Below are 17,175 nucleotides of genomic sequence, written 5' to 3'. Positions count from 1 at the left end.
GGCTCAGGCGATACGCCCGAGCAATTCGCGCGCTTCCTGCTGCTGGTTGTCGTTACCCTCGGTGAGTACTTCATCGAGGATGTCGCGGGCGCCTTCAGTGTCACCCATGTCAATGTAGGCACGCGCCAGGTCGAGTTTGGTGGCCGCTTCGTCAGCGCCGGAGAGGAAGTCGAAATCGTCTTCGTCGTCGGCACTCTCGCCCGACAGGTCCAGATCGCTTGCAGCGAAGCTTTCTTCTGCCAGCGACTCGACCGGAGCCTGCGGCTCGTCGTTCTGCGCGGAGAGACGGTCCAGCTCGGCGCTGACCTCATCCAACTGGGCAGCGAAGCTGTCGTCGGCCTTGGCCGGTGCCTGCTCGTCATCCGCCAGGGACAGGTCGAAGTCGTCCGGCAGGTCGTCGGCCTGCGGCGCCTTGCTCTCGATATCCAGGCTGAACTCCTCGGGGCTCACGCCGGACAGCGATGCGGTGTCGTCGTCCAGGCCCAGCAGGAAATCATCTTCCGCCGATGCCAGGGTGGAGGGGCCGTCCTTCTCCAGGTCCTTGTCCAGATCCAGGGAGAAGTCGCTCAGGTCGTCGACCAGCGACGGAGCCTCAACCTTGGCGGCAGGCGCCTCCGGCAGGTCCAGGTCGAAGGCGAAATCGTCCTCGACCTTGGTACTCGGCGCTGCGGCCGGCGAGCCGCCCAGGGTCAGGTCATCATCCAGGTCGAAGCTGCCGAAGGACAGCTCATCGCCCTGCGCGGCGGCCGGAGCGGCAGGCTTGTCGTCGCCCAGCTCCAGATCGTCCAGCGCCAGGTCGAAAGCATCGTCCAGGTCGCCATGGGGCTGCACGGCAGGTTCGACTGCGGCGGCCGGGCTATTGGCAGACGGGCTATCGATGGCGAAATCGTCCAGGCTGAACCCGTCGAGATCGTCGTCGGAAGTCGCTGCGGCCGCGGCCAGACCGCCACCCACAGCCGCCAGGACGACCATGCCCGGGTAGCGGGATTTCAGTTGTTCTACCTGCGGCTCGGCGCCGCCGATCTCACGCAGCTCGTTTTCCTGACGGGCAAAGCCTTCACGGTCACCGATCTCGGCGTAGACCTCCATCAGTTTCAGACGCAGATCGGTGCGCTGCGGCTCGTCGTAGATGGCGCCCTGCAGCAGCTCGGCAGCCTGATTGAAGCGACCATAGGCGATGTAGATGTCTGCCTCGCCCAGCGCATCACTGGTTTGAGCAGCAACGCGCTCCGGAGCAGCCTGTGCCGGGGCGGCAACTTCGGCCGCCTGCGGTACGTCCAGGGTGTCCAGCTCGCTGCCGGCAAGAGTCAGGTCGTCATCGAGATGCGGCTCATCATCACCGGCATAGGCAGCGAGGCTTTCCTGCTCCTTGGCGGCGCGACGGCGGGAAATGATCATCAGCAGGACCAGCAGCGCCAGCAGTGCACTGCCGGCGATGGCGCCCAGCCAGATCGGGTTGGCCAGGACCTCATCGATGAAGCTGGTCTCGGACTGCACGGCCGGCGCTGCCACCGGCGCCGGAGCGGGCTCGGGTTTCTTCGCCTCGGCCGCAGGGGCCGGCGCGACCGGAGCAGGAGCGGGTTGCGGTTGCGCCTCGGCGGCAGGAGCCGGCGGAGTGCCTGCATCGCCAGCGGGAGCCGGCGCGACCGGCTGCTCTGCGGCAGGCGCAGGCGGCGTCACCGGCTGGGCGGCCGAATCGGTGCCCGGCACCGGCACGGCGGCACCATTGGCCGCGGCGCCCTTGTCGCTGCCCAGTTCGCTCTGCAGCTTCGCCAGTTGCGCATCCTTGAGTGCGATGAGCTTCTGCAGCTTGTCCATCTGGCTCTGCAGGTCGGTCATGCGGCCGGTCAGCTCGTCGTTCTCGCGACGGGTGCTGTCGAGGCTTTCCTTGGTGACGGCCAGCTTGTCAGCGACGGCCTGGCCGTCCTTGCTGCCCTTGTCACCGCCCTTGGCCTTGCCGTTCTCGCCGGAGAGCAGACGCAGGCTGTCCTTGGTTTCAGCCTGGGCCGGAGCATTACCGGCGTTGGCGCGAGGCGTGGCATCCAGTTGACGTGCGCCACCGGCAGGCAGGCTGCGGCCTTCGCGCCAGGCGGTGTATTGCTGTTTGACTTCGGTTTCGGCGGTCGGCTGGGTGCGCGCCTTGATCTGCTCGGCATCGGGCAGACGCAGCACCTGGCCACTCTTCAGACGGTTGATGTTGCCGCCGAGGAAAGCATCCGGATTGAGGTCCTGGATCGCCAGCATGGTCTGCTGGACGGAAACGCTGCCATCCGGGCGCGCACGGGCGGCGATTTCCCAGAGGGTGTCATTCTTGCCGGTGCGGTACTCGTTGCCGTCGATGCGGCGCGAGCTCGGAGCGGCTGCAGCCGGGGCGGCGCTGCGGGCAGGCGCCGGAGCGGCAACCGGGCGCGGCGCGGCAGTGGCGGACGGACGCGCCACCGGCGCAGGGACGGCCATCGGCGCGCGCGGCACGGCGGCGGCGGTCTGCGGGGAATACAGTGGCGGGTCGAGCAGCACGGTGTACTCGCGCAGCAGCCGGCCGTTAGGCCACATCACTTCCACGAGGAAGTTCAGGTAGGGTTCCTGCACCGGCCGGTCGGAGGTGACGCGAATGACGCTCTTGCCATTGGGCTTGACGATAGGCGTGAACTTGAGCCCGGTCAGGAAGTACTGACGGTCGACGCCCGCCTTGTTGAAGTCTTCCGGCGATGCCAGCTTCGGGATTACCTCGGCCGCGGACAGATCGCGAACTTCGACCAGGTCGATCTCGGCATCCAGCGGCTGGTTCAGCGCCGAACGCAGGTGGATATCCCCCAACCCCAGCGCATGTGCCATGCCCGAGGTCAGTGCCGAAGCAGCTGCGATTGCCTGCACCAGTTTGCGAAGCCGGACCATATAGTAATCCCTTGTTTTAATAGCTTTTTTCTGGATTAGAACAACGTCTATCGGGCGCCGCTGCCCACTACACCCTCCGTTTTCACGGCGGTGCTCTCCCCTGTCAGCGACGTTCCCGGCCAGTATTGCCAAGCTAGAATACTTCTTCAAATATTCGGTAAGTATCTTTTACAGATAGTGTTTTATCAACAATTCGCCCAAGTTCACAGCATTTAGGGCTGCGCCTTTTCTCACATTATCTGACGCAATCCACAAATTCAGTTCGCACGAATCTGTCAGACCGTTCCGAAGGCGGCCGACATAAACACTATCCTGCCCCTGCGCATCGCCGATGACAGTCGGGTAATCGTCTTCCACCAGCTCGATGCCCTCCGCCGCCTCCAGCGCCGCGGTGACAGCGGACAGGGAAACCGGCGCCGCCGCCTTGATAGATAGCATCAGCGTATCGCCGAAGAACACCGGCGCCAGACTACAGGTCACGCTCAGGCCGTCCTTCAGCTCAGGGAACAGGACAGTGAGCTCGGCCGCGATGCGGCGCTCAACCACCGAATAGCCCTGCTCGTCGACGCCACCCACCTGCGCCAGCATGTTGAAGGCGAACTGGCGGTCCACCAGGCGTGGCTCCAGCGGGCGGGCATTGAGCAGCTCGGCAGTCTGTCGCGCCAACTCCTGCACACCTTCGCGCCCCAGCGCGGAGGCGGACAGGCAGGCACTCACCGTGACCTGGCGAAGCTCCAGCACACCGCGCAATGCCGCAAGCACCTCGGCAACCTCGGCGGCAGGCGCTGCCGGAGCGGCAATCAGAGCAGGAACCTGCAAGGATTCGACGGCATCGCCATTCACGCAGGCTTGAGCCAACAGCGCAGCAGTATTGGTCAACGACGCACCACTCAGATCGATCACGCTGCAGCCAGCCTGGCCGGCGCGAGCGGCGCAATCGGCAGCGGCGTCGGCGCCTACCGAGAGGAAGGCCAGACGCACCTTGGCGAAATCGAAATCATCGAGCTTGCCAACCCGGATGTTGCGTCCGCGGAAGGCCACCGACTTGCCGGCGGATTCGCCACTGGCCAGCAGGTACAGGTTGGCGACAGGGAAGTCACGCTCTTCCAGCAGTTCGACCAAAGCCTCGCCAACGAGTCCAGTGGCGCCAACTACGGCGATGTCGAGTGTTTCAGGCATCGAAGTGTCTCAAATCGGTGGGAAAAGTAGCGCAGCACTTTACTGCCCCCACCGGCGACGAAGCAATCGAGGGCTCCGCCGCCTATCGCCGCAGGTCAGGGCCGCGGCTCACCCCCGGTAGCCTGGGCGGTCAGCGGCGCGGACACCTGGGCGACCTCCCCTGCCGCGGCCTGGGGATTGCCCGCCGCCGGGGCAGCCTGAGCCTTGACGCGATCCTGCTCGGCCAGGCGCGCGATCAGGCCGGCAATCTGCGAGTCCTTCAGTTCGATCAGCTTGTTCAGCTTTTGCGTCTGGCTTTCCAGATCGGAAATCCGGCTACGCAGTTCGTCGCCTTCGCGACGCGCGCTGTCCAGGCCCTCCTGGGCGACGGCCAACTGTTCCGTCTCGACCTTGCCCTTGTCTTTACCCGGCTGACCGGAGACCAGGCGCAGGTTGTCGCGCTCCTCAGCCTTCGCCGGCGCGCTGCCCGCTTCGGCCTTGTGGGTTGCGTCCAGCTGGCGTCCCTGCTGGGCCAGCTGCGGATTGCGCTTGGCCTTCCACTCGGAATTCTGGGTTTCCACGTGCGCCACTGCCTGGGCATGGCTCTGCTCGCGAACCTGCTGCTCGTCGGGCAGGCGCAGCACCTGGCCGACCTTCAGGCGATTGATGTTGCCGTCGACGAAGGCGTCGGGGTTCATCCGCTGGATCGCCGCCATGGTCTGCATGACCGAGACGCCGCTGGACGGGCGATTGCGCGAAGCGATGTCCCACAGCGCATCATTGCGCTGGATGCGATAGCTGTCTGCCGGCACATTGGCCACAGCCGGCGCCAGCGCTTGCATCTGCGGCGCACGAACCGCAGCAACCACCGGTGCGACCGACGGCGGCGTCACCGGGCTGGCCACATAGGTTGGCGGGTCCAGCAGCAAGGTGAATTCACGCACCAGGCGACCCTGCGGCCAGACGACCTGGAGGACGAAGTTCACGTAGGGCTCGCGAATTGGCTTGGACGAGCTGACGTGGATGACACCACGGCCGTTCTTGCCAAGATCGGGGGTGAACTTCAAACCGCTGGTGACGACGTTGCGATCCACGCCCAGGCGCTCGAAGTCCTCTGCCGAGGCGAGGGTCACCAAGACCTCCTCGGAGCTCAGGTCAGCCGCGCCGCGCAGGTCGATATTGGCCGAGAGGTTCTGTCCCAACGCCGCCCGCGAGGAAATGTCGCCCAGTTCCAGGGCGCCGGCCATGCCCGGCATGAACGCCGCGGCGACTGCCGTCGCCAACCACAATCTGTGCAACCGAACCATTTTCTCCCCCGCTGCTTGCCATCGGCCGGCGCGAAAAGGCGCGCCGAAACCTGTCCCCATGGACGGGCTGCGAGGATAGCGACTGGTTCCCGGTGGCTTTTCCGGGTGCGTCACAGAAACTGGCGCCAAAGAGCCGACAACCCAACGGACTGGCATTTTTGTGCGGCGGTTCACCTACACGCCGGGAACTTCTCGTGCTCCACAAAGCACGACGCCGGCTCAAGGCCGGCGTCGTGGAGTCCGCACTCAGGAGCGAATCAACGCTCGAGCAGGATGCGCAGCATGCGGCGCAGCGGCTCAGCAGCGCCCCACAGCAGTTGGTCGCCAACGGTGAAGGCGCCCAGGTACTGAGTGCCCATGTTGAGCTTGCGCAGACGACCCACCGGAACGCTCAGCGTGCCGGTAACGGCTGCCGGAGTCAGTTCGCGCATGCTGATCTCGCGCTGGTTCGGGATCAGCTTGACCCAGGGATTGTGCTGGCTGATCAGGCCTTCGATGTCCGCGATGGGCACATCCTTGTTCAGCTTGATGGTCAGCGCCTGGCTGTGGCAACGCATGGCGCCGATGCGCACGCAGATGCCATCCACCGGGATCGGGTTCTTGAAGCGGCCGAGGATCTTGTTGGTCTCCGCCTGGCCTTTCCACTCTTCGCGGCTCTGGCCGTTGGGCAGTTCCTTGTCGATCCACGGGATCAGGCTGCCGGCCAGCGGCGCGCCGAAGTTCTCGGTGGGCATGGCGTCGCTGCGGATGGCTTCGGCGACCTTGCGATCGATGTCGAGGATGGCGCTGGACGGGTTGGCCAGGTCATCGGCGACGGAAGCATTGATGGCGCCCATCTGCTTGATCAGCTCGCGCATGTTCTGCGCGCCGGCGCCCGAGGCCGCCTGATAGGTCATGGCGCTCATCCACTCGACCAGGCCGGCTTCGAACAGGCCGCCCAGAGCCATCAGCATCAGGCTGACGGTGCAGTTGCCGCCGATGTAGTTCTTGGTGCCGGCGTCCAGCGAGTTGTCGATGACCTTGCGGTTCACCGGGTCGAGGACGATGACCGCGTCATCCTGCATGCGCAGGCTGGAGGCGGCGTCGATCCAGTAGCCCTGCCAGCCGGCTTCACGCAGTTTGGGGAAGACTTCGCTGGTGTAGTCGCCGCCCTGGCAGGTCAGGATGACGTCGAGGGTTTTCAGCTCCTCGATGCTGTAGGCGTCTTTGAGGGGGGCAATGTCCTTGCCAATGGACGGACCTTCGCCACCCACGTTGGAGGTGGTGAAGAACACCGGCTCGATCAGGTCGAAGTCCCGCTCTTCCAGCATCCGCTGCATGAGCACCGAACCCACCATGCCACGCCAACCGATCAGACCTACACGCTTCATCGCTACTACACCTTCAAATATTTAGAGGGCCGTCGTTCCCGCTTTCCTACAAGAGCGCGGGAACGAGCGAGCCGGACAGATTACAGATTCCGCAGAGCCGCGACTACCGCATCACCCATTTCGCGAGTACCGACCTTGGTGCAGCCTTCGGACCAGATGTCACCGGTACGCAGGCCCTGGTCAAGCACCAGGCTCACGGCCTTCTCGATGGCGTCGGCAGCGGCGCCTTCGTTGAAGGTGTAACGCAGCATCATCGAGACCGAGAGGATGGTCGCCAGCGGGTTGGCGATACCCTTGCCGGCGATGTCCGGTGCGGAACCGTGGCAAGGCTCGTACATGCCCTTGTTATTCGAATCCAGGGAGGCGGACGGCAGCATGCCGATGGAGCCGGTGAGCATGGAAGCCTCATCCGACAGGATGTCGCCGAACATGTTGTCGGTCACCATCACGTCGAATTGCTTGGGTGCGCGGACCAACTGCATGGCGGCGTTGTCGACGTACATGTGCGACAGCTCGATGTCCGGGTAGTCCTTGGCGACTTCCTCGACCACTTCGCGCCACAGCTGGCTGGAGGCCAGGACGTTGGCCTTGTCCACCGAGCACAGCTTCTTGCCGCGCACGCGGGCCATGTCGAAGCCGACGCGGGCGATGCGGCGGATTTCGCTCTCGCTGTACGGCAGGGTGTCGTACGCCTGGCGCTCGCCGTTCTCCAGCACGCGCTGTTCACGCGGTTGGCCGAAGTAGATGCCGCCGGTCAGCTCGCGAACGATGAGGATGTCCAGGCCGGCGACCACTTCGGGCTTCAGGCTGGAGGCATCGGCCAGTTGCGGGTAGAGGATGGCCGGACGCAGGTTGCCGAACAGGCCCAGTTGCGAGCGGATCTTCAGCAGGCCGCGCTCGGGGCGGATGTCACGCTCGATCTTGTCCCACTTCGGGCCGCCCACGGCGCCCAGCAGAACCGCGTCGGAGTTACGCGCGCGTTCCAGGGTCTCGTCGGCCAGCGGTACGCCGTGCTTGTCGATGGCCGCGCCGCCGATCACGTCTTCGGTCAGTTCGAAGCCCAGGCCGAACTTGTCGTTGGCCAGTTCCAGCACCTTGACCGCTTCGGCCATGATTTCCGGGCCGATACCGTCGCCGGGGAGAACCAGAATCTGTTTGCTCATCTCTCTGCTCACTTTAAAAAGTCGCTTGGCAAAAAACGTAACGCTCCGGGCGGCGCAAGCCACCCGGAGCGGTCAAAAACTGAACTCAGCGCTCCGCCCAGAGCACCAGCACGTCGGTGCTGAAGGAGCCCTCGGCGTCGATCTCGAAATACTCGCGCACCTCATCGCCCATCGAAAGCTGCAAGGCACGAATGGCCTGGCGCATCACCTCGGGAGTGCGCATGCGCTCGACCCAGGAAGTGAACTCCAGACGCAGCCGCTGGCGCTTGGCGGCGGTCACCGCAAGGCCGGCCTCGCCGACCAGGCGCGCCCACTCCGAAGGCGAGTAATCACGCACGTGGCTGGTGTCGCGCAGGACCTCGACAGTCTGCAGATAGGTGTCCAGCAGAGGCAAGCCCGGCGCCGCGACATCGATGAAGCAGACCGCGCCGCCCGGCTTGAGCACCCGGCGCACTTCGCGCAGCGCCTGACCGACATCCCGCCAGTGGTGCGCAGAATAGCGGCTGAAGACGAAATCGAACTCGCCATCCTCGAACGGCAGTTGCTCGGCAGCACCACAGCGCGTGGCGATGTTGCCCAGGCCGCGCTCGGCGGCGGCCGAGGCCACCACATCGAGCATCTGCTGGGACAGGTCGTAAGCCACCACTTCGCCGGCCAGCGGCGCGACGTTGAAGCTCACGTGCCCTGCCCCGCACCCCAGGTCGAGCACGCGCGCACCGGTAGTCGTCGACAGTCGCTCACGCAGCTGGGCGAATTCTTCACCCTGGGCGTGTACGGCGCTGGTCAGGTAAGCGTTGGCCTGGGCGCCGAACTGGCGCTGGACCACTTGCTCGTGACGACTCTCGGTCATGCTGCTCTCCTTACTGAGTGGTGCAACGGCCATCAGGCGTCGCGGAACAACCAGGGTTGCTGCTGTTTATAGCCACCTTCGAAACTGCGGATGGCCTCGGCGTCCTGCAAGGTCAGGCCGATGTCGTCCAGGCCGTTGAGCAGGCAGTGCTTGCGGAACGCGTCCACTTCGAAGCTGTACTGCTTGCCGTCCGGGCGGGTCACGGTCTGCGCGGCGAGGTCGACGGTCAGCTGGTAACCCTCGGTCGCTTCGCACTGGGCGAACAGCTCGTCCACTTCTTCGTCCTTCAGGATGATCGGCAGCAGGCCGTTCTTGAAGCTGTTGTTGAAGAAGATGTCGGCGAAGCTCGGCGCGATCACCGTGCGGAAACCGTACTCGTCCAGCGCCCACGGCGCGTGCTCGCGGGAGGAGCCGCAGCCGAAGTTCTCACGGGCCAGCAACACGCTGGCACCCTGGAAGCGCGGGAAGTTGAGGACGAAGTCCTTGTTCACCGGGCGCTTGGAGTTGTCCTGGTTCGGCTGACCCACGTCGAGGTAGCGCCACTCGTCGAACAGGTTCGGGCCGAAGCCGGTGCGCTTGATCGACTTGAGGAATTGCTTGGGGATGATCTGGTCGGTGTCGACGTTGGCGCGGTCGAGCGGCGCGACGAGGCCGGTGTGCTGGGTAAAGGCTTTCATGTTCGGTCTCCTCAGGCCTGCATCAATTCACGTACGTCGATGAAACGACCGGTCACGGCAGCCGCGGCGGCCATTGCCGGGCTCACCAGATGGGTACGACCACCGGCGCCCTGGCGGCCTTCGAAGTTGCGGTTGGAGGTGGAAGCGCAATGCTCGCCACTTTCCAGGCGGTCCGGGTTCATCGCCAGGCACATGGAGCAGCCCGGTTCGCGCCATTCGAAACCGGCTTCGATGAATATCTTGTCCAGGCCTTCCTGTTCGGCCTGGGCTTTCACCAGGCCCGAGCCCGGCACAACCAGCGCCTGCTTGACGGTGGCAGCGACCTTGCGGCCCTTGGCCACGGCGGCTGCGGCGCGCAGGTCTTCGATGCGCGAGTTGGTGCAGGAGCCGATGAACACGCGGTCCAGCTGGATATCGGTGATCGCCTGGTTGGCGTTCAGGCCCATGTACTTCAGGGCGCGGACGATGGAATCGCGCTTGACCGCATCGGCTTCGGCCGCCGGGTCCGGCACGTTCTGGTCCACCGCGAGGACCATCTCGGGCGAAGTGCCCCAGCTGACCTGCGGCTTGATGTCCTCGGCACGCAGCTCGACGATGGTGTCGAAGTGCGCATCGGCGTCGGAAACCAGATCGCTCCAGGCTTCCACGGCCTTGGCCCAGTCGCTGCCTTGCGGCGAGAACGGACGACCCTTCACGTATTCGACAGTCTTCTCGTCGCACGCCACCATGCCGACGCGGGCGCCCGCCTCGATGGACATGTTGCAGATGGTCATGCGGCCTTCCATGGACAGGTCACGTATGGCGCTGCCGGCGAACTCCAGGGCATGGCCGTTGCCGCCCGCGGTGCCGATCTTGCCGATCACCGCGAGGACGATGTCCTTGGCAGTCACGCCGAAGGGCAATTTGCCTTCCACGCGGACCTGCATGTTCTTCATCTTCTTGGCAACCAGGCACTGGGTGGCGAGCACGTGCTCCACCTCGGAGGTGCCGATACCGTGGGCCAGCGCACCGAAGGCGCCGTGGGTCGAGGTGTGCGAGTCGCCGCAGACCACGGTCATGCCCGGCAGGGTCGCGCCCTGCTCCGGGCCGACCACGTGGACGATGCCCTGGCGGACGTCGTTCATCTTGAATTCGAGGATGCCGAAGTCGTCGCAGTTTTCGTCCAGGGTCTGGACCTGGATGCGCGACACTTCGTCAGCAATAGCCTGCAGGCCGCCCTTGCGCTCGGCCTGGGTGGTCGGCACGTTGTGGTCCGGGGTCGCGATGTTCGCATCGATGCGCCAGGGTTTGCGGCCAGCCAGGCGCAGACCTTCGAAGGCCTGCGGCGAGGTCACTTCGTGGAGGATGTGGCGGTCGATGTAGATGAGCGACGAACCATCGTCACGGCGCTTCACCTCGTGCATTTCCCAGAGTTTGTCGTAGAGCGTCTTGCCGGCCATCAGAGAGTCCTCATCAGCGTCTTTCTATGCCCCTTGGGCTTGTGGGGATGATCCTATGGAAAGGCACTGAATAACTCAAATTCATATTTTTTATCCAAAGGATTCCCACGAGGAATACGGTGCGTTATAAAAGTCGGGCGCCGCTTCCAGAGCGCAGGGAGTCGACATGGATCTGACCAGCCTCAACACCTTCCTCGCCATTGCCGAATCCGGCAGCTTCTCCGAGGCCGGCGAGCGCCTGCACCTGACCCAGCCGGCGGTGAGCAAGCGCATTGCCGCCCTGGAGAACCAGCTGGGCGTACGTCTGTTCGACCGCGTCGGCCGCGAAGTTACCCTGACCGAGTCCGGTCGCGCCTTGCTGCCGCGCGCCTATCAGATCCTCAGCGTACTGGATGACACCCGTCGCGCCCTGACCAACCTCAACGGCGAAGTGAGCGGCCGGCTGGTCCTGGCCACCAGTCACCACATCGGCCTGCACCGCCTGCCGCCGCTGCTGCGCGCCTTCACCAAGGCCCACCCGCAGGTGGCGCTGGATATCCAGTTCTGCGACTCGGAAGTGGCCTACGAAGAAATTCTCCACGGCCGCGCCGAGCTGGCCGTCATCACTCTTGCCCCTGAGACTGCCGAACCCGTGCGCGCCGTGCCGGTGTGGGACGACCCGCTGGACTTCGTTGCCGCCCCCGAGCACCCGCTGTCGGTGCAGGGCCCGGTATTCCTCGCCGACGTGGCGCGGCACCCGGCGGTATTCCCCGGCGGCAATACCTTCACCCACCACATCGTGCGGCGCATGTTCGAGGCTGAAGGCCTGACACCGAACATCGGCATGAGTACCAACTACATGGAGACCATCAAGATGATGGTCTCCATCGGCCTGGCCTGGAGCGTACTGCCTCGTACGATGCTGGATGACAGCGTCGTACGCCTGCCGCTGCAGGACATCCAGCTCAGCCGCCAGCTGGGCTACATCCTGCATACCGAGCGCACGCTGTCCAACGCCGCCCGGGCCTTCATGCGCCTGCTCGACGCCCAGGCAGCCGGGCTTGCGCCTGTCGCGGCCTAACCTCTATTGTTCTGACAGAACTAGAAGAAGGGGCCCGAATGCCCGTCCGCACGCCACTTCGCGTTAGCCGGCCTCACTTGGTCGGCGCCGCCAGCCATCGGGGAAGCGCCGCATGAGCCGCGCCCCGCGCACGCCTCCGTTCGCTACCGACGGCCAGGACCAGTTCGCCAAAGCCTTTCATACCGCGCCTGATGCCATGGTCATCACCGACCGGGACAGCGGAAAATTCCTCGAATTGAATGCCAGTTTCGTCGACCGCTTCGGCTGGAGCCGCGAGGAAGCGCTTGGCCGTACATCGGTGCAACTCGGCCTCTGGCGCAGCCTCGACGAGCGCCAGCGAATGCTCGACAGGATCGCCGCCGAGCAGCAACTCGACGGCTTCGAAGTCACCTTGCTGACCCGCACCGGTGAAATCCGCAGCGCTCGCGTCTATGGCTGCCAGATTGAACTGGACGAACAGCCCTGCCTGGTGCTGACGGTACGCGACATCACCCACGTCCGAGCCCAGGAGCAGGCCCTGCGCGACAGCCAGGAGCGTCTGGACCTGGCGCTGGATTCGGCACAACTGGGCATCTGGGACTGGCACATTCCCAGCGGCCTGCTCTACGGTTCGGCCCGCGCCGCCGTTCTGCACGAATTGCCTGACCGAGATTTCCACGGGCCTTTCGGTGAATTCTTCGCCTGCGTCGACAAGACCGATCGCCAGCGCATGCGCCAGGCCTACGCCCGACTGGCCCGTGGGCCGGAGAACGACTACCAGTTCACCTACCGCGCGCAGCTGGACTCCGGTGAAGTGCGCTACCTGGAAAGCCGCGCGCGTCTCTACCGCGATGCTCGCAGCAAGCCCCTGCGCATGGCGGGCACCCTGCTCGATATCACCGAACGCGTGCTCCGCGAACGCAGCCTGCAGGCCTCGGAGGAAAAGTTCGCCAGCCTGTTCCAGGGCAGCCCGGACCCGATCTGCGTGTCACGAGTACGCGACGGCGAGTTCGTCGAGGTCAACCCCAGCTTCTGCAGCACCTTTGGCTGGCTCGCCGAGGACATCATCGGCCGTTCGTCCCACCAGGTGACCTTCTGGGCCGACCATCACCAACGCTCGCGGCTGTTCGAGCAACTGATGCGTGACCACTCGCTGCAGAACGTCGAAGTGCAGTTCCTCACCCGCGATGGGCGGACCATCACCTGCATGGTGGCCAGCCGACTGATCTGGGTCGACCGCCAGTTGTGCATCCTCTCCAGCTTCCGCGATGTCACCCGGCGCCTGCAGGCCGAGGAAGCGCTCAAGGCCAGCCAGGAGAAGTTCGCCAAGGCGTTCCACTCCAGCCCCGACGCCATCACCATTACCGAGCGCGAGTCGGGCCGCTACATCGAGGTCAACGAGGGCTTCCACCGCCTCACAGGTTTCCGCCCCGAGGAGGTGCTGGGGCAAACCTCACTGGAGATGAACATCTGGGCCGACCCGGACGAGCGGCTGAACATGATCGCCGCGCTGAACCGCGACGGCTTCGTGCACCACCTGGAAATGCGCGGCCGCCACCGCGACGGCACGATCAAGACGGTGGACGTGTCGGTGGAGCCGATCGAACTGGGTGGCGTGGACTGTCTGCTGCTCACCGCCCGCGACACCAGCGAGCTGCGTGAGGCCGAGGCGCGCATCCAGCACCTCGCATACCACGATGCCCTGACCGACCTGCCCAACCGCGCGCTGCTGATGGACCGCCTCAAGCAGCAGATCGCCCTGCTGCAGCGCCACAGCCTGCGCGGCGCCCTGCTGTTCCTCGACCTCGACCACTTCAAGCACATCAACGATTCGCTCGGTCACTCGGTCGGCGATTCCATCCTGCAGATGGTCACCGCGCGCCTGGAGGCCAGCGTGCGCCAGGAAGATACCGTGGCGCGCCTGGGCGGCGACGAGTTCGTGGTGCTGATCACCGGCATCGAGGGTAGCCGCCTGGAAACCGCCCAGCAGGTGCGCCAACTGGCGGAAAAACTGCGCGACCTGCTGGCCGAACCGATGTTGCTGGACGGCCACCGCCTGCAGATCACCCCGAGCATCGGCATCGCGCTGATCCCCGATGACGGCGCGACCCCGGACGACCTGCTCAAGCGCGCCGACATCGCCATGTACCGCGCCAAGGACGCCGGGCGGAACACCGTGCAGTTGTTCCACGAATCCATGCAGCAGGCCGCCAGCGAGCGCCTGCGCCTGGAGAACGGCCTGCGCATGGCCCTCGCCCGCCGCGAATTCAACCTGCACTACCAGCCGCAGGTGGACGCCCGCGATTCGCGCATCGTCGGCGCCGAGGCGTTGCTGCGATGGCGCCATCCGACCCGTGGCCCACAATCACCGGCCAGTTTCATCCGCGTGCTGGAGGACAGCGGTCTGATCGTCGAAGTCGGCCAATGGGTCATCGAGGAAGCCTGCCGCACCGGCGCGCAACTCCTCGCCGAGGGTCGCATCGACATCGAGAATTTCAGCCTGAGCGTGAACATCAGCCCTCGGCAGTTCCGCCAGAGCGACTTCGTCGAGCGCCTGCTGGCGCTGCTGCACAAGACCAGATTGCCTCCCAGCCTGCTGAAACTGGAGATCACCGAGGGCATTGTGATCCAGCAACTGGACGACACCATCGCGCGCATGGAGCGCCTGCGTGAAGCCGGTGTGCAGTTCGCCATGGACGACTTCGGCACCGGCTATTCATCGCTGACCTACCTCAAGCGCCTGCCGGTGGACAGCCTGAAGATCGACCAAAGCTTCGTGCGCGATGCGCCCAACGACAGCAACGATGCGGAAATCGTCCGCGCCATCGTCGCCATGGGGCACAGCCTGGGGCTGGAACTGGTGGCCGAAGGGGTGGAAACCCCAGAGCAGTTGGCGCTGCTGGCCGAGCAGGGTTGCCACCTGTACCAGGGCTACCTGTTCAGCCGCCCGGTGCCGCTGGACGACTTCATCGCACTGCTGCCGCGCCGCGATACCCAGCAGGCAACCTGAGGCCCGCTATTCGGCGGGCCGCAGCTCTGACATCACCACCATCACCTGCGCCTCGTCGTCCTCGCCGTCATTGAGGTACAGATGGCCGACGCTGCTGTCGAAATAGGCCGTCTCACGCGTGCCGATGCTCACTGACTCGCCCGTCTCGAACTGGATACGCACCCGGCCGGACACCACCATGGCGAACTCCTGGCCGGGATGACGGACGAAATCATCGAACTCACCGACCTCGCGGGCGAAAATGCGCGCGTACAGCGGCGTCATGCTGCGTTGTGGGAAATCACCGGCAATGGGGTAGTACTCATAGCCGCCGGTGTCGTAACCCGCGGTGTCGTCCACCTGGGTTTTCACGAAAGTCTTCAGCCCCGCGAGCGCCCCGACGGGCGGCAGCGGACGGAACAACTGGGCGATGTCCACCTGCAGGGCGCGGGCGGCAGCGGCCAGCTTGTCGTAGCTCACCGCAACCTGCGCCAGCTCCATCTTCGACAGGGTGGAAACCGCCACGCCAGACAGGTCCGAGAGCTGTTTCAGGGTCAGCTTCTGCTGCTTGCGAACAGCCCGCAGGCGCGCACCGACTTCATCTCGATCCAGTTGCTGGGGCTTGGGTAGTACTTGGGCGGTTTCGCTCATGGGACATCTCGTGAGGGGGCCAACGAAAGTTTACCGGGCCTTGCCTTTGGCGCAAAAATTCTCATATCTTAGATTTCTCACATACGAGAAAATCTGCAGAAGGCCCTTGCAGTGAGCCATTTCGATTTCGTCATCATCGGCGCCGGTATTGCCGGCGCCTCCCTCGCCTACCGTCTGAGCGAGACTCACAAAGTGCTGGTCCTGGAGCGCGAAGAGCAGCCCGGCTACCACTCCACCGGGCGCTCCGCCGCCATGTTCATGGAGGCCTACGGCACACCGCAGATCCAGGCGCTGACCCGCGCCAGCCGTGCCTTCTACGAGAATCCGCCGGCCGGCTTCAGCGAGTACCCGATCCTCACCCCGCGCGGCTGCCTGTACGTCGGCGGTCCGGAACACGTCGAACTGCTCAAGCAAGCCGAGGCCACGCCCGGCGTCGAACGCATCAGCACCGTGCAGGCGCTGGAATTCCTCCCTGTCCTGCGCGCCGACGCCATCATTGGCGCGCTCTACGAGCCGGACGCCCGTGATCTCGACGTGCACGCCCTGCACCAGGGCTACCTGCGAGCGCTGCGCCAGCGCGGCGGCGAACTGCGCTGCAACCGCGAGCTGCAGTCGGCTGAATATGCGCAGGGTGAGTGGACGCTCGAACTCAGCCAGAGCGAAACCGTTCAAGCCGCGCAACTGATCAACGCCGCCGGCGCCTGGGCCGATCACGTGGCCGAGCGCTGCGGCATCCGCCCGGTCGGCCTGCAACCCTGTCGCCGAACCGCCTTCACCTTCCCGGTGCCCGACGGCCTGGACATCAGCCGCTGGCCAACAGTGATCGGCATCGACGAGAGCTTCTACTTCAAGCCGGACGCCGGCCAACTGCTCGGCTCGCCCGCTAACGCCGATCCGGTGGAAGCCCAGGATGTGCAGCCCGAGGAACTCGACATCGCCCTGGGCGTGTACCACATCGAGGAGCACACCACCCTGGCGATCCGCCGACCGAACCAAAGCTGGGCCGGCCTGCGCTCCTTCGTCGCCGACGGCGACCTGGTGATCGGCGCGGATGCGCAGAACCCGGCGTTTTTCTGGCTGGCCGCCCAGGGCGGCTACGGCATTCAGTCCGCCGACGGCGTGTCGCGCCTGGCCCAGTCGCTGCTGCTCGGCCAGCCGCTCCCCGAATCCCTGCGTCAGGAAGGCGTCGATCCCCAGCGCCTGAGCCCGGCGCGCCTGCGTTGAATTTCCCCGGAGACTTTAGAATGAACGATATCCAGCGTTATCCCAGCACCCTGCCCTTCCCCTTCTCCCGCGCGGTGAAGGCCGGCGGCTTCCTGCTCCTCTCCGGACAGATCCCGATGACCGCTGACGGCCAGGTGGTCAAGGGCGACATTCAGACCCAGACCGAGGCGGTGATGACCCGCATTGCCGAGAGCCTGGAAGCCTGCGGCGCCGACTACTCCCAGGTGGTGAAAGCCACTGTGTGGCTGTCGGACATGTCCCACTTCGCCGGCTTCAACGAGGTGTACAAGCGCTACTTCGAGCAAGGGCTGCCGGTGCGCTCCTGCGTGGCGTCGGCACTGGCGCTGGGCGTGGACGTCGAGGTGGAAGTCCAGGCCTACGTCGGCCAGGCGTGACCTTTCCGGCCCCGCCAC

At 65.1% G+C, this 17,175-nt stretch carries 13 protein-coding genes; 4 read left to right on the top strand and 9 right to left on the bottom strand.

The window, feature by feature from the left end; translation table 11 throughout:
- Positions 1–3: 3 nt before the first annotated feature.
- The 8 genes from AC2T4A_RS14385 to leuC form a co-directional block, all read right to left on the bottom strand.
- Positions 4–2,895, bottom strand: a complete 2,892-nt coding sequence (locus AC2T4A_RS14385; RefSeq protein WP_486743571.1) for a motility hub landmark protein FimV — start codon at positions 2,893–2,895, stop codon at positions 4–6.
- Between the two features lie 168 nt (positions 2,896–3,063).
- A complete protein-coding gene (locus tag AC2T4A_RS14380; protein WP_478377513.1) occupies positions 3,064–4,074 on the bottom strand; it encodes an aspartate-semialdehyde dehydrogenase in 1,011 nt (336 codons plus the stop codon).
- Positions 4,075–4,169: 95 nt separating this feature from the next.
- Positions 4,170–5,360: a type IV pilus assembly protein FimV gene (locus AC2T4A_RS14375; protein WP_486743570.1), complete on the bottom strand. Its 1,191-nt coding sequence runs from the start codon at positions 5,358–5,360 to the stop codon at positions 4,170–4,172.
- Between the two features lie 257 nt (positions 5,361–5,617).
- The gene (gene asd, locus AC2T4A_RS14370; protein WP_045211887.1) at positions 5,618–6,730 is read right to left on the bottom strand and encodes an aspartate-semialdehyde dehydrogenase; all 1,113 of its coding nucleotides are present in this window, start codon (positions 6,728–6,730) and stop codon (positions 5,618–5,620) included.
- Between the two features lie 80 nt (positions 6,731–6,810).
- Complete coding sequence (leuB, locus tag AC2T4A_RS14365) at positions 6,811–7,893, bottom strand: 3-isopropylmalate dehydrogenase (RefSeq protein WP_478377511.1); 1,083 nt, start codon at positions 7,891–7,893, stop codon at positions 6,811–6,813.
- A gap of 85 nt (positions 7,894–7,978) precedes the next feature.
- Entirely contained in the window at positions 7,979–8,743 is a 765-nt protein-coding gene (locus AC2T4A_RS14360; RefSeq protein WP_486743569.1) for a class I SAM-dependent methyltransferase, read from the bottom strand.
- A 32-nt stretch (positions 8,744–8,775) separates the two neighbouring features.
- Positions 8,776–9,420 (bottom strand): 3-isopropylmalate dehydratase small subunit, encoded by a 645-nt coding sequence (gene leuD, locus AC2T4A_RS14355; protein ID WP_416745049.1) that lies wholly within the window; start codon positions 9,418–9,420, stop codon positions 8,776–8,778.
- Between the two features lie 11 nt (positions 9,421–9,431).
- Positions 9,432–10,859, bottom strand: a complete 1,428-nt coding sequence (leuC, locus tag AC2T4A_RS14350) for a 3-isopropylmalate dehydratase large subunit (RefSeq protein WP_416745050.1) — start codon at positions 10,857–10,859, stop codon at positions 9,432–9,434.
- A gap of 166 nt (positions 10,860–11,025) precedes the next feature.
- Here leuC and AC2T4A_RS14345 point away from each other — a divergent pair, with 166 nt between their 5' ends.
- Positions 11,026–11,919, top strand: a complete 894-nt coding sequence (locus tag AC2T4A_RS14345) for a LysR family transcriptional regulator (protein WP_017520368.1) — start codon at positions 11,026–11,028, stop codon at positions 11,917–11,919.
- 112 nt (positions 11,920–12,031) lie between these two features.
- The gene (locus tag AC2T4A_RS14340; RefSeq protein ID WP_416745051.1) at positions 12,032–14,908 is read left to right on the top strand and encodes a sensor domain-containing protein; all 2,877 of its coding nucleotides are present in this window, start codon (positions 12,032–12,034) and stop codon (positions 14,906–14,908) included.
- Between the two features lie 6 nt (positions 14,909–14,914).
- Here the strand turns inward: AC2T4A_RS14340 and AC2T4A_RS14335 are convergent, their stop codons facing one another.
- Positions 14,915–15,538: a helix-turn-helix domain-containing protein gene (locus AC2T4A_RS14335; protein ID WP_486743568.1), complete on the bottom strand. Its 624-nt coding sequence runs from the start codon at positions 15,536–15,538 to the stop codon at positions 14,915–14,917.
- Positions 15,539–15,649: 111 nt separating this feature from the next.
- On the opposite strand from AC2T4A_RS14335, the gene AC2T4A_RS14330 reads away from it, so the two are divergent.
- Complete coding sequence (locus tag AC2T4A_RS14330; protein WP_486743567.1) at positions 15,650–16,762, top strand: NAD(P)/FAD-dependent oxidoreductase; 1,113 nt, start codon at positions 15,650–15,652, stop codon at positions 16,760–16,762.
- Between the two features lie 20 nt (positions 16,763–16,782).
- On the top strand, positions 16,783–17,157 hold the full coding sequence (locus tag AC2T4A_RS14325) for a RidA family protein (protein WP_486743566.1): 375 nt from the start codon (positions 16,783–16,785) through the stop codon (positions 17,155–17,157).
- The last annotated feature ends 18 nt before the right edge of the window (positions 17,158–17,175 follow it).

This window comes from Pseudomonas sp. PVC-3-1 (genome assembly GCF_057444315.1).
The sequence above is the reverse complement of the archived record's forward strand: the minus strand, read 5'-3'. Positions and strand labels throughout refer to the sequence as shown.